The sequence below is a fragment of the Anoxybacillus sp. LAT27 genome (genome assembly GCF_022030075.1).
Classification (GTDB): Bacteria; Bacillota; Bacilli; order Bacillales; family Anoxybacillaceae; genus Anoxybacillus; species Anoxybacillus kestanbolensis.
On the sequence record NZ_JAIWYK010000445.1, the window covers coordinates 1 to 12985 of the forward strand.

The 12985-nt window shown below is 41.5% G+C and carries 17 protein-coding genes; 5 read left to right on the forward strand and 12 right to left on the reverse strand.

The genetic code is table 11. The annotated features are described in order from the left end of the window. Positions 1-136: 136 nt before the first annotated feature. The 3 genes from LD028_RS15555 to LD028_RS15565 are packed head-to-tail and all read right to left on the reverse strand — an operon-like array spanning position 137 to position 3460. Positions 137-2341 carry a DNA internalization-related competence protein ComEC/Rec2 gene (locus LD028_RS15555; RefSeq protein ID WP_237810666.1) on the reverse strand — a complete coding sequence of 735 codons (2205 nt, stop codon included), beginning with the start codon at positions 2339-2341 and terminating at the stop codon, positions 137-139. Positions 2342-2359: 18 nt separating this feature from the next. Continuing rightward, positions 2360-2827: a ComE operon protein 2 gene (locus LD028_RS15560; protein ID WP_006317820.1), complete on the reverse strand. Its 468-nt coding sequence runs from the start codon at positions 2825-2827 to the stop codon at positions 2360-2362. Between the two features lie 45 nt (positions 2828-2872). Further along, positions 2873-3460, reverse strand: a complete 588-nt coding sequence (locus tag LD028_RS15565) for a helix-hairpin-helix domain-containing protein (protein ID WP_237810663.1) — start codon at positions 3458-3460, stop codon at positions 2873-2875. A gap of 77 nt (positions 3461-3537) precedes the next feature. Here LD028_RS15565 and comER point away from each other — a divergent pair, with 77 nt between their 5' ends. Further along, the gene (gene comER, locus LD028_RS15570) at positions 3538-4368 is read left to right on the forward strand and encodes a late competence protein ComER (RefSeq protein WP_237810662.1); all 831 of its coding nucleotides are present in this window, start codon (positions 3538-3540) and stop codon (positions 4366-4368) included. A gap of 61 nt (positions 4369-4429) precedes the next feature. On the opposite strand, the gene LD028_RS15575 is transcribed toward comER, so the two are convergent. From LD028_RS15575 to LD028_RS15610, 8 genes are read right to left on the reverse strand one after another with little or no spacing between them, the layout of a single operon-like run. Beyond that, on the reverse strand, positions 4430-5170 hold the full coding sequence (locus LD028_RS15575) for a class I SAM-dependent DNA methyltransferase (protein ID WP_237810661.1): 741 nt from the start codon (positions 5168-5170) through the stop codon (positions 4430-4432). Continuing rightward, positions 5167-5523, reverse strand: coding sequence for a ribosome silencing factor (rsfS, locus tag LD028_RS15580; protein ID WP_237810660.1), 357 nt, complete (start codon positions 5521-5523; stop codon positions 5167-5169). Before rsfS ends, LD028_RS15575 begins: the two co-directional genes overlap by 4 nt. After that, complete coding sequence (yqeK, locus tag LD028_RS15585; protein ID WP_004889432.1) at positions 5520-6095, reverse strand: bis(5'-nucleosyl)-tetraphosphatase (symmetrical) YqeK; 576 nt, start codon at positions 6093-6095, stop codon at positions 5520-5522. The genes rsfS and yqeK overlap by 4 nt, the downstream gene beginning before the upstream one ends. Next, positions 6085-6651, reverse strand: a complete 567-nt coding sequence (locus tag LD028_RS15590; protein WP_004889430.1) for a nicotinate-nucleotide adenylyltransferase — start codon at positions 6649-6651, stop codon at positions 6085-6087. The genes yqeK and LD028_RS15590 overlap by 11 nt, the downstream gene beginning before the upstream one ends. Before the next feature lie 10 nt (positions 6652-6661). After that, positions 6662-6955, reverse strand: a complete 294-nt coding sequence (gene yhbY / locus LD028_RS15595) for a ribosome assembly RNA-binding protein YhbY (RefSeq protein WP_004889429.1) — start codon at positions 6953-6955, stop codon at positions 6662-6664. Then, positions 6949-7776: a shikimate dehydrogenase gene (gene aroE / locus LD028_RS15600; protein ID WP_255706777.1), complete on the reverse strand. Its 828-nt coding sequence runs from the start codon at positions 7774-7776 to the stop codon at positions 6949-6951. Before aroE ends, yhbY begins: the two co-directional genes overlap by 7 nt. Positions 7777-7795: 19 nt before the next feature. Further along, complete coding sequence (gene yqeH / locus LD028_RS15605) at positions 7796-8899, reverse strand: ribosome biogenesis GTPase YqeH (RefSeq protein WP_237810659.1); 1104 nt, start codon at positions 8897-8899, stop codon at positions 7796-7798. A gap of 5 nt (positions 8900-8904) precedes the next feature. Next, positions 8905-9417, reverse strand: a complete 513-nt coding sequence (locus LD028_RS15610) for a YqeG family HAD IIIA-type phosphatase (protein WP_237812300.1) — start codon at positions 9415-9417, stop codon at positions 8905-8907. A gap of 278 nt (positions 9418-9695) precedes the next feature. On the opposite strand from LD028_RS15610, the gene LD028_RS15615 reads away from it, so the two are divergent. Then, on the forward strand, positions 9696-9836 hold the full coding sequence (locus LD028_RS15615; RefSeq protein WP_035019450.1) for a sporulation histidine kinase inhibitor Sda: 141 nt from the start codon (positions 9696-9698) through the stop codon (positions 9834-9836). Between the two features lie 8 nt (positions 9837-9844). Here LD028_RS15615 and LD028_RS15620 read toward each other — a convergent pair whose 3' ends face one another. Then, positions 9845-10642 (reverse strand): phosphatidylserine decarboxylase, encoded by a 798-nt coding sequence (locus LD028_RS15620; RefSeq protein WP_077428844.1) that lies wholly within the window; start codon positions 10640-10642, stop codon positions 9845-9847. 124 nt (positions 10643-10766) lie between these two features. Between LD028_RS15620 and pssA the strand changes: the two genes are divergently transcribed. From pssA to motB, 3 genes are all read left to right on the forward strand, one after another. Then, positions 10767-11306, forward strand: a complete 540-nt coding sequence (gene pssA / locus LD028_RS15625; protein WP_237812301.1) for a CDP-diacylglycerol--serine O-phosphatidyltransferase — start codon at positions 10767-10769, stop codon at positions 11304-11306. Between the two features lie 117 nt (positions 11307-11423). After that, positions 11424-12224 (forward strand): flagellar motor stator protein MotA, encoded by an 801-nt coding sequence (gene motA, locus LD028_RS15630; protein ID WP_006317787.1) that lies wholly within the window; start codon positions 11424-11426, stop codon positions 12222-12224. Further along, positions 12208-12963: a flagellar motor protein MotB gene (motB, locus tag LD028_RS15635; RefSeq protein ID WP_094240714.1), complete on the forward strand. Its 756-nt coding sequence runs from the start codon at positions 12208-12210 to the stop codon at positions 12961-12963. The genes motA and motB overlap by 17 nt, the downstream gene beginning before the upstream one ends. The last annotated feature ends 22 nt before the right edge of the window (positions 12964-12985 follow it).

Consider the following 12985-nt stretch of genomic DNA (forward strand, 5'->3'; position numbering starts at 1 on the left):
ATTTTAATTTTTGCTGTTAAAGTCAATTTCATGTCCTCACCACCTTTCACTAATTTTATTTTATATTTTTTTAGTGAAAAATAAACAAAAAAAACGCATTCCTCCCCATGCTTGAAAGCAGGGGTTTCCTGCGTGATTAATCATGAAAACGAATGACGACCGCACCATGTTCATCGGTGCGAAATATGCGCACGTGATCGTGACGTAAACGTTCGATGACTTCCCGGTGCGGATGACCATATCGGTTGCCGCGCCCAACTGAAATAAGCGCCAACTTCGGACGTATATGTCGTAAAAACGATTCAGACGTCGACGTTTTACTTCCATGATGCCCTACTTTTAATATGTCGACTGGCAATGACGGGTACGTTCTCATAATTTGTTGTTCCCCTTTTTCTTCTAAGTCACCTGTAAATAGCCAATATGCTCCTCCCATCAATGCATACAACACAATCGAACCATCGTTTGTCGTCTCTTCGTTTCCAAATGGAGAGAGAATGTAAAATTGCGCTTTCCCAACCGTCCAACGATCGCCACTTTTCACTATTTGCACACGTGTCCCTTTATTTATTGCTTGCTCCATCACCGATTCGATTAAATCATTTCGTTGCATACCGACGATAAGTTTTCGTACACGAACAGCATCGAATATATCGTTTATATCACCAATATGATCGAAATCACCATGTGTTGCGATAAGTGCATCAAGCGTACGAACTCCTTTTGCTTTTAAAAACGGAACGATTACATCTTCCCCAACACGAAACGATTGCTTTCGTTTTTTCCAATGTTCATCAGTAAATGACATCGTTCCACCCGTATCAATCATATAAACAGCTTTTCGATAAGGCAGTTCAATATATATACTATCCCCTTGTCCAACGTCTAACATGACGACTTCACCGGTCGGACGAAAAAATGGCCAAATGACATGTGCGATCATAACAAAAAGAAACGAAAAACGAAACATAACCGCGCGCTTTTTCGATTCGAAAGAAAGAAAAAAGAGAAAAACGGAGACGATATAAGCAACAAGCAGCCATAGTGACGGACGACCGAGCGTAAGCACGAACATATCGGATAATGAGAGAACAAGTGCGTTCGTATGTTCAAGCACAACCGTCAATACATATATGATCAGAGAACTAACAAATGGCATGAACAAGTGGCTGAGAAGGGCTACAAAGCAAAGCGGCAAAATGATAAACGAATAAAGTGGAACAAAGATGATATTTAACGGAATGGATAAAAGAGACACTTCGTAAAAGTGATAAAGCAAAAGTGGTAATGTACTTATTTGTGCAATGAAAGATGTCATGAACAATTGGCGAACAATAGAGCGTTCGTTTTGAATGAACGAAGAGCAAATAATTAACGCAAAACAAACGAGAAAAGATAGTTGAAAACCGAGCTGAAATACAGTATACGGATTTTTCCCTAATAAAAGGAGGCAAGCGATACTTAACGCATCAATTGTGCGGAAACGAGAAGAAAAAAGGAGAAAACAACTTGTCATAATGGCCGCGCGCATTACTGACGGAGCGGCACCGGCTAAAACAGCATACAGCGGGATACACCCAAGCAATATGACCGTCGCTCGTTCTCTTGAAATACCGAAGCGAATAAACAAATAAAAACAACCACCGACGAGCAATGTCATATGCAAGCCCGAAATCGCAAGCAGATGAATAAGCCCTAACTTTTGATAACTAGCGAGTACCGTTGGCTCTATATCGCTTCGTTCACCATAAATGAGCGCTTGCATAAACGCACTTACGTCATTTGGAAAGTGATGTTGAATGTAGCGAACACCTTGTTGACGAATGATTTGTAATCGTTCTATCCATGTTACATTTGTGCGTGTACAACTTTCAAGAGAATTCGGACGAACGATCCAATGAATGCGCTCGTAAAACAAATAGCGACGATAATTAAAAGCATATGGATTTGTCGGCAAAGAAGGGCGTTCAAGCTCCCCTTTTAGTAAACATGCTGTCCCTATTTGAATCTCTTCCCATTTTCGTTTTTCCTCTTCTGTTCGAAGACGATAAACGAGCTGTAATCGTTCTTTTTGCCATTGGACAGTCGTTTTCACTCGATCGCCGTCAATATAAATCGGAGCAATGAATCGGACAAAAAATGTCGTTTCATTCCCAGAAAGCGTTGTCACATGATGCACAGCTACCCATCTGCTCCACAACGAGAAAAATAAATAACAGCACATGCAAGCGAAAAATAACGCTCGCTTTCGCCAAAGTAAAAAGAAACTATACACACATGACAATGTAAAACAAACAACCGATTTTGTTAGCATAGACAAGACGGCCAAAACGGCCGCCATCGCCACATAAACGATACGTCATCTCCCCTTTGCATGTAAAAAGGTTGGGATCGAGTTTACATCAAACGGGACGTGCTTGACCGTTACGCCAGCTTGTTCGAACAACTGCAAAGCGAATGGGTGATTTTTATAGTCGTTCGCATAATAAACAGCTTTTATCCCGCTTTGAATGATCGCCTTACAACATTGTAAACACGGAAAATGAGTGACGTATATTTCCGCCCCTTCTGTTGGCACACCAAACTTGGCACATTGTAAGATAGCGTTCATTTCTGCATGAATCGTGCGCACGCAATGGTTGTCGATGACATAACATCCTTCATCAATACAATGCGCCCCACCTGCGATCGAACCGTTATATCCCCCAGCAATGATGCGCTTATCGCGCACAATGGTTGCCCCGACGGCTAGCCTTGTGCACGTGCTACGTAACGCTAACAGATGGCTTTGGGCCATAAAATATTGATCCCATGTAATTCGCTCCATCTACTTCTCCCCCTTGTCCATTATGCCTTTAGTTTATCGTCAATTTTAGCGAACGACAATTTGTTCTTTTATTTTTTCAAGTGATTTCGAACCGATTCCACTCACATTCAACAAATCTTCCACTTTTTGAAACGGTCCATGTTCCTCGCGATATGCAATGATGGCGGATGCTTTCGCAGGACCAATTCCTTGTAACGTTTGTAGTTGTTCAATCGTTGCTGTGTTAATGTTGATTTTCCCACTTGAACGGCTCGTTTGACTGGCTGTTTCCACGATGATGTCTTCGCCTTTTTTCGGCACGTAAATGACCATTTCATCATGCACTTTCATCGCCAAATTTACTTTCGTTTCATCCGCTTCGTCTGTTAATCCTCCTGCCAGTTGAATGACGTCGTGAATGCGGCTTGTCGGTGCCACTTCATATACTCCCGCTCGTTTGACGGCTCCTTTCACATCGACAATAACGGGAGCTTGTTCCTCTACTTGTTGTTCTTGCTGTTCCTCTTGTTCTACATGCTCTAAAGGAAGCTGTTGTACGGGGGCGTCCTCTTGTTGTTGCACGATCCAAATGATCGCTCCAATGACAATTAAGCCTACATATATCCAACGTTCATATGTTTTTATCCACTTCATGCTTTCATCCTTTCATAAAAAGCATTATTCGTGCATACATATGACGTATAGTGGTGACGGATAAGGGGGGAGTACCGTTGAATATAGGTTTTATTGGAACAGGAAATATGGGAACGATTTTAATTGAATCGTTTATTAACGGAAATGCGGTAAAGCCAGAACAACTATTCATTACGAATCGGACGCTTGAAAAAGCATACAATATACAAAAACGTTACCCGGACGTCCACGTCGTGGCGACGAATGAAGAAGTAGCAAAACACGCAACGATTGTTTTTATTTGCACGAAACCGTTGCATATGCCCGATGTTCTAAAGCAACTTCGTCCGCATTTGACCGATCATCATTGCATCGTATCGATTACGAGCCCCATTTCTGTGCAACAACTTGAATCACTCGTGCCATGTAGCGTCGCTCGCGTCATTCCGAGCATTACAAATCGCGCACTCGCTGGAAGTACGTTAATTACGGTAAGTGAACGTTGCACAGAAGCAGATCGGACAACGATTGAACAACTATTCCGCTCCATTTCTCGCCCAATATACATAGACGAGCCTATCACCCGCATCGCTTCTGATTTAACGAGCTGCGGTCCTGCTTTTTTCAGCTACTTAATTCAAAAGTTTATCGATGCAGCCGTTCAACAAACATCCATTACGAAAGAACAAGCAACAACGTTAGCGACAGATATGATTATTGGGCTAGGGGCATTGCTTGAACAGCAATTGTACACGCTACCGACATTGCAGGAAAAAGTGTGTGTGAAAGGCGGCATTACAGGAGCAGGCATTGAAGTGTTAGAAAAAGAAGTCGGGGACTTGTTCGTCCACGTTTTTCAAAAAACACACGAAAAGTTTTATGAAGAAACAGAAAGAGTGCGCCAACAAATTGACAATATTCGCGATTAACAAAAAAAATCCTGCTTATTTGTTAAAGAAAAATCCCAAAAGTGAGGCACTTTTGGGATCTTTATTTTTGCGCGATGAAGAAAATGCGCTCGCTTTCTTTTGTCGGTTGCTGTTCTGTGAAATCTGCCCATACATGCAACAGGCGAAATCCTGCTTGTTTTAACCACATGACATATTGATCGACATCGTATGTTCTCTGTACGTGCATTTCATCGACTCGTTCATACACACCTTCTTGTAATTGAACAAAAAACGTGAGCTCATGTTCGACGCTATGTGGCCACGGTCCTTCGTAACAGTTCCATATGTAGCTCACTTGGTCATCATTGCTCGCAAACGTGCGATGATGTAAAAAGACGTGTTCCATTTTAAATAAAGAATGTACATCAAATAAAAACAATCCGCCAGGTCGCAATTGTTCATATACGCGCATAAACGTAGCGACGACGTCTTCTTCCTGTAATAAATAATTGAGTGAATCACAAAAAATGACGATTGTATCAAACGGCTCGAACGGGCCAAATTCGCGCATATCTTGCTGAAAAAACGAGAGGTTTACCCCCCGCTCCTCTGCTTTCATCTGCGCAATAGTCAACATTTGTTCCGACAAATCGACACCGGTGACGTCAAACCCTTTTTCCGCTAACCGAATCGCAAGTTCCCCTGTACCGCATCCGAGATCAAGCAGTCGTTTTCCATTGTGATACGAAGCAACCGTTCGTTCAACGAGGGCACACCACGCATCGTATGGAGCATCGCTCATTAATTGATCATACCAACTCGCAAATCGTTCGTACGTCATGCCCCAAGATCACTCTCAATGTGTTCATGCGGTGCGTCGCCCCATAAGCGTTCAAGATTGTAATATTCGCGGTCTTCTTTATGAAACACGTGAACGACAACATCTCCTAAATCAACTAAAATCCAACGCGCCTCGTCAAATCCTTCAACACGTTTGACTACAACACCATGCTCTTCTGCTTTTTCTTTAATTTCACGCGCGATCGCTTGTACTTGTTTATCGGAATGACCGTGACAAATCATAAAGTAGTCAGCGACAAGCGAAATGCCTTTCATATTTAACGCTACGATGTTTTCGGCTTTTTTGTCATCCGCTGCTTGTACTGCAATACGTAAAATATCTCGTTCTGTCATGAAGAAACCTCCTTCAATTTTTTAGCTATATCATTATACGTATGGAACGTATCTGGGTAAATCGGTTCGCGTTTGTCCATTAAAAATTGGATCGTATTTTGAAGCGCTCGAAACAGCGCACGATCTAGATGTTCTCGCGCCAACGCACGCACTTCGTCAACACCCGGAAACGAACGATTTGGCTCAATGTAATCAGCGATGTATACAATTTTCTCAAGCAATGTCATATTTGGTCTTCCTGATGTATGATAACGTATCGCTTGTAAAATGTCTTCATCTTGAATGCCGACTTCCGTTTGGACTAAATATGCCCCAACAGGCGCATGCCATAACTCTGGGCTATATGCTAACAAATCTTGGGGCATATGTTGTTCGATAATGATGCGCTTCATTTCTTCTTTTGTGCGGAATTTTGCATAGTCGTGAAAAATTGCCGCCAATTCCGCTTTTTGCACATCAGCTCCGTACAATTTCGCCAGTTCAATGGCTGTTTCCATCACGCCTAACGTATGAATATACCGCTGTTCTTTTAATTGTGTGCGCACGATCGCTAACGCTTCTTCACGTTTCATACAACCGATTCTCCTTTATATATAATTGAACCGCTTCCGGCAACAAATACGTGACACTTTTCCCACTTTGAATCCGCTCACGAATGAGCGAAGAAGAAACCGCAAACGTCGGCACGTCCACTTCGATGATCGGATACGGTGTACGAAGAGAATAGCCAGGCCGTTTCACCCCGACAAATTGCACAAGCTGAACAAGTTCGTCAATTCGATACCAATTCGGTAAATATTCAACCATATCTCCACCGATAATAAAGTAAAACATCGTATCCGGATATCTTTGCTTCAACAAAACGATCGTATCGTACGTATATGATCGCTCTTTTCGTTCAAGCTCAATCGTTTCAACGCGAAAGTGCGGTTGATTCGCAATCGCCGCCCGCAACATATGAACGCGATGCACATGATCCGTCACCTGTTTATCTTTATGAGGTGGAATGTAATTTGGCATAAACCATATTTCATCGAGCTGTAACTCCGTTCGTACATCATCCGCAATTAATAAATGCCCGTAATGAGGCGGATCAAACGTCCCACCTAAAATGCCTACTTTTTTCACCACAACGCTCCTATTTCGGCAACACAATTTGTTTATGTTCACGCGATTCTTTATATAATACGATCGTATGCCCAATCAGTTGGACAACTTCCGCCCCTGCACCTTCCGCTAACTGCTCTGCCACTACTTCTTTTTCTTCTTCGCAATTTTTTAATACACTCACTTTAATCAGCTCTCTCGCTTCAAGCGCATCGGCAATTTGCTTAATCATATTGTCATTGACGCCACCTTTTCCCACTTGGAAAATCGGTGTTAAATGATGAGCTAAAGAACGTAAAAATCGTTTTTGTTTTCCTGTTAACATGTTTTTCCTCCTAACTGTTGTATCACAAGTTGTTCCATTCGTTTCGTATTTGGAAAGATCCCTGTCCACTTTTCGAACGCTAGTGCACCTTGATAGACGAACATGCCTACACCGTTTTGCACGCGCGCTCCTTTTTCTTTTGCTTCTTGCAAAAATTTCGTCATGAGTGGATTGTAAATAATGTCGCTGACGATCGTCCCGGTTTTTAACGTTTGAAGGGAGATCGGCATCGTATCGACATGCGGGTACATACCGACAGACGTTGTATTAATGATGATGTCGTACGCTCCTAACCGTTCTTCTGCTTGTTCAAGCGAATACACAGCTGACCGTTCTTTTTGAATAAACGCCTCTGCCTTTTCCGTCGTGCGATTACATACATCAATAGCAGCTGCTTCATGTTTTAAAAGAGTAAAATAAATGCCGCGCGCCGCTCCACCTGCACCGATAATCAATATGCGTGCGCCAGATAATTCAATGTTCATTTGCTCGCATAACGCTCGGACAAATCCTTCACCATCTGTATTATAGCCAACCCATTTTCCGTTTTCATTAACGACTGTGTTTACTGCCCCCATTTGCTTAGCCGTTTCATCAAGCTCATCCATATATTCCATCACCGCTGTCTTATGCGGGATCGTCACATTAAACCCAGCGCATTGTAACGCTTTTAAGCCTTCTACCGCCTCTTTTAACATATGCGGTTCGACGTGAAACGCATGATAATGCGCATCAATATGTAACGATTGAAACGCATCGTTATGCATAAGCGGCGACAACGAATGATGAACAGGACAGCCGATCAGCCCAAATAGTTTCAAAATCCTCTCCCCCTTTGTGTTAAATGAGCGACTTCCGCAACATTACCCCAACGCCTTTTGGCGCATATGCGATGACTTGTGCCCCCGGCTCGTGACACGTCACCCAGCCAAGCCCTGAAAAAACGATATCTGTTTTTGGTTCTTTTAACGTAAAATGATGGGCGACAAGCGGTGGCAATTGCTCGCAATAGCTTTTGCGCGGCGGCTGCAACAATTCACCAAGATGTCTTTCATACAATTCATCGGCATGTTCACGTTTCGTTCGATGAATAAATAATTCATTCGACATATAACATACAAATGGACGTCTCCCACCACTTACATAATCTAATCGAGCAAGCCCACCAAAAAACAACGTCTGTTGTTCGTTCAATTGATATACTTTCGGCTTAATTTCTTTTTTCGGTGTAATGACTTTTAAATCTTTCTTGTCAACGAAATGCGCCATTTGATGATGGTTTATAATTCCCGGTGTATCATGAAGCGCTGAGCCATCATCGAGTGGAATTTCAATCATATCAAGCGTTGTCCCTGGAAAATATGATGTCGTAATGACATTTCCTTTACCCGTCGCTTCTTTAATAATACGGTTAATAAACGTTGATTTTCCAACGTTCGTACAACCGACAACATATACGTCTTTTCCGTTGCGATACTCGTCAATCGCCGTCATGACTTCCTTCATGCCATATCCTTTATGTGCACTAACTAAAAAAACGTCACGCGGCTGTAAGCCAAGTTCTCGTGCAGTTTGTTTCATCCAACGCGTGACCTTTTCATGTTTGACGGACTTTGGCAACAAATCCACTTTATTGCCGACAAGTAACACATCTTTTTTTCCGACAAACCGATGCAACCCTGGCAACCAGCTTCCATTGAAATCGAAAATATCAACGATTTTCACGACAAGTCCATCTGCTTGTCCGATGCCGTGCAAAATGTTTAAAAAGTCGTCATCTGTTAATGATACGTCTTGCACTTCGTTGTAATGTTTTAACCGAAAACAACGTTGACAAATAATCGGGTCGCGTTCAAGCGCTGAAAGAGGCGCATATCCGACTTTCGTTTCGTCTTCTGTTTGAATCGTTACTCCACATCCAATACAAATGACTTGTTCACTCATTATCATCACTCCCAATGAATCATACCTTTTTTTCGCATGACATTTAAAATTTTTCGTTCAATATTTCGATTCACACGCGTAAAAAAGCCGTCTGTTTGCGCAACAGGGACGACTAAAATCGTATGCAATCCGAGGCGATTACCGCCAAACACATCGGTAAGAAGCTGGTCGCCGATGACGACGACTTCTTCCTTTCTTAGCTTCATGTCGCGCAACGCTTGTTGGAACGCTCTCGTTAACGGCTTGCGCGCCTCGAAAATGAACGGGATGCCGAGCGGCTTCGCGAACGCTTCCACTCTTTTTTTATTGTTGTTTGACACGATTGTCACTTGAATGCCGCTTTGTTTCATTTGTTCAAACCAACTGACAACTTCCGGCGTCGCAAGCGGACGATCCCATTCAATTAACGTATTGTCTAAATCGGTAATAATCCCTTTCATTCCTTTTTGTTTCAAATGTTCTGGCGTAATCTCAAAAATACTTTTCGCATGTTCATTTGGCAAAAAATATTTTAACATACTTCCTCATTCCTTCTCCGTTTTTTACATAAATAAACAAATTGTAAAATTTTTCGACAAATCCCGACGTTTTTCACGTTTTGTGGATAACTTTATACACATCATCCACACGCATTTTTCAACATTTCATCACCTTTATAAACAATAAATCCACAACTTATCCACCATCACATGTGGATAATTAGAACAATTGTTCTTATTTTTGATTTGTGATAAAGTAGAGATAAACCTACCATTATATGTATACATTTTCCTTTGTATACCGAGGAGGCGAAAAAATGAAATGTTTGCCTGACGACTTATTAATTGAATCATACTACAAAGCGAAAGAATTACAACTAAGCAAAGAATTTATTCAACTGATTGAGCGTGAGATTTTCCGTCGTCGTCTTCATCATAAACTGAAACAAACATCATAATTGAGCCTCTATTGGCTCTTTTTCTTTTGCGCCAAAAAGCCGATTCGTTGTCCCATTTTTACTTCAAATGGCGGAACGATTTGTTCGTCTAATGTGAACACATCTTTTTCAAACAGTAGCACAACCGTAGAACCGAATGAAAAATATCCGATTTCTTCTCCTTTTTTCACATAATCATGTTCATGTGTTAATTCAATGCTGTTGACAAACATCGCTCCGACTTTCACGATAGCCGTATACATGCCATTTGTATACAGTTCGGTAATTCTTCTGTAATTTTTAGAAAGTGGGGCCTTGCCATATTTCAATCCAAGGCGGTTTACAGGGTATGACTTCCCACCGAGCTCCCACTGCTTCACTACTTCTCCACATATTGGACTATGAATGCGATGATAGTGACTCGGACTTAAATACAAAATAATAAACGTTCCATGCAAATATTTTTCAGCTATCTGATCATCGCCAAGCATTTCACGAATCGAATACGTTTTTCCTTTGACGATGATTTCTTTTTGATCCGTAATGATCCCAACATCTTCAATGACTGCATCAACCGGGCTGACGACGCTATCTGGATGTGTATCGATCGGACGAAGCCCTTTTTTTAACGTACGCACGAACAATTGTTGTAACGTTTCGTATTCATGTAGCTTTTTTTCCATTTCTTCTTTATTAATTTTGTATACTTTCGCATAAGATGAAATGAATAACCGACTCCATTTCGATCGTGTGAACGAAGCGAGACATTTCGATGTCCATGCATGATTTGTCAATTCAATAAATAGTTGATATAGCCATTTAACCAACGATTTTCCCCCCTCAAGTAAAGAATATCCTTTACTAGTTTGCTTATTATCAATAAAATATTAGTAACCGAGTGATATTTTTGGCAAGTGGGTCGGCACGATTTCAATAAAGGAGTGAACTTATATGTTTTTATCCGATTATATTGATCATACCATTAAAAAACTTAAAGCGCATACGGCAAACGTATTGACGTTAACAAACTTAAGCTTAGGCGGTTTCGCGATTTTATTTGCGGTAAAAGGCCAGCTGAACGTCTCTGTATTATTTATCTTTTTAGCTGCACTTGCCGATCGTTTTGACGGAACAGTCGCTCGGAAAATGAACATCGAATCAGACTTAGGAAAACAATTGGACTCAATGAGTGATATTATATCATTTGGAGTAGCACCTGCACTATTACTTTATCAAGGATTGTTGCACGAATTTGGGGCACCCGGCTCATTTTTTACGATTTTTTATATCGGGTGTGGGGCATTTCGTTTAGCTCGGTTTAACATTACTGAAAGCAACGGGTATTTTACCGGCTTGCCGATCACAGCTGCAGGGTGTTTATTGACGCTCAGTTATTTAACAATTCACTATTTTCCGCCTTACGTCTTTATTTTTATTATTTTCACGCTTTCTCTTTTAATGGTTGGTTCATTTAGACTAAAGAAAATTTAACCCTTGAAGTTTTCCACTTCAAGGGTTTTTTTCGTACAAATTTCCCTTTTCAAACATTCGGATAAATTATATGATAAACTTGGATTTGTTTTTCATTCTACAACTAGAGGTGATATCATGGACCGTACGTCCTTAATCGGGCTCATTCTTGGCATTATCGCTGTCGGTGTCGGAATGGTGTTTAAAGGTGTAAGCCCATCTGTGCTCATTAACCCTGCTGCGATTTTAATCATTTTATTAGGGACAGCGGCCGCTGTTACAATCGCCTTTCCAACGAAAGAAATTTCGAAAGTGCCGAAATTATTTGGGGTTATTTTCAAAGAGTCAAAAACACCAAAAATTGAAGAACTCATCCCGCTGTTTGTCGAGTGGGCAAACATCGCTCGCCGCGAAGGATTATTAGCGCTAGAAGCAAAAGTAGCCGAAATTGATGACCCGTTTTTGCGCAACGGATTAAGTTTAGCGATTGATGGACAGTCACAAGAATTTATTCGCGATGTTATGACTGAAGAAATTGAAGCGATGGAAGAACGCCACTTAGCGAACGCTACCATTTTTACACAAGCCGGTACGTATGCGCCAACGCTTGGGGTACTTGGTGCCGTCGTTGGATTAATCGCCGCTCTACAAGATATGTCTGATATTGAGCGTCTCGGTCACGCGATTAGTGCGGCGTTCGTCGCAACACTTATGGGAATTTTTACAGGATACGTCCTTTGGCATCCATTTGCGAACAAACTAAAGCGCAAGTCAAAAGAAGAAATTAAAGTGCGACAAGTGATGATTGAAGGTGTGCTTTCCATTATTGAAGGACAAGCACCGCGAGCGATTGAACAAAAATTAGCTTCTTATTTACCGATGAGCGAACGTCAAAAACTTTTAGGACAAGGAGCTCAAAATAATGGCGAAAAAGCATAAAAAACATCATCATGAAGAACATGTCGATGAAAGCTGGTTAATTCCGTACGCCGATTTATTAACGTTGTTGCTTGCGCTATTTATCGTATTGTTCGCAAGTAGTCAAATTGACTCGAAAAAATTTATGGAAATTGCGCGCGCATTTAATAGCGTGTTTACAGGTGGTACCGGGGCACTACAATATTTAAGCCCGGTCGAACGGGAAGAAGTGGACTCTGTCATTAAAGACTCGCCAAATCAAAAACCGTACGTTAAAATTTCAAAAGAAGAATACGAGGAATTAAAAAAGATTCAAAGTAAGTTTAACGAATACGTCAAAACGAACCAATTGAGCGGGGAATTATCTGTTGCGATGACAGAAGAAGGGTTGCTTGTCACCATCGCAAACGACGTATTGTTTGATTCAGGTAGTGCTGATATTAAACCGCAATATCGCAACGTCGCTAAAAAAATATCGAATTTGCTTGTTATGAATCCGCCGCGCAATATCGTCATTAGCGGACATACAGACAATGTGCCAATCAACAATGCAAAATTTGCGTCAAACTGGGAATTAAGCGTCATGCGCGCTGTTAACTTTATGAAACTATTGCTTGAAAATACAAAGTTAGATCCGCAGCTATTTAGCGCCAAAGGGTACGGCGAATTTAAACCGATCGCCTCCAATGCAACTCCTGAAGGACGCGCCAAAAACCGACGCGTAGAAATTTTAATTATGCCGCAAGAGCCGACACAATAAAAGCGAGGGACTGCCCCTCGCT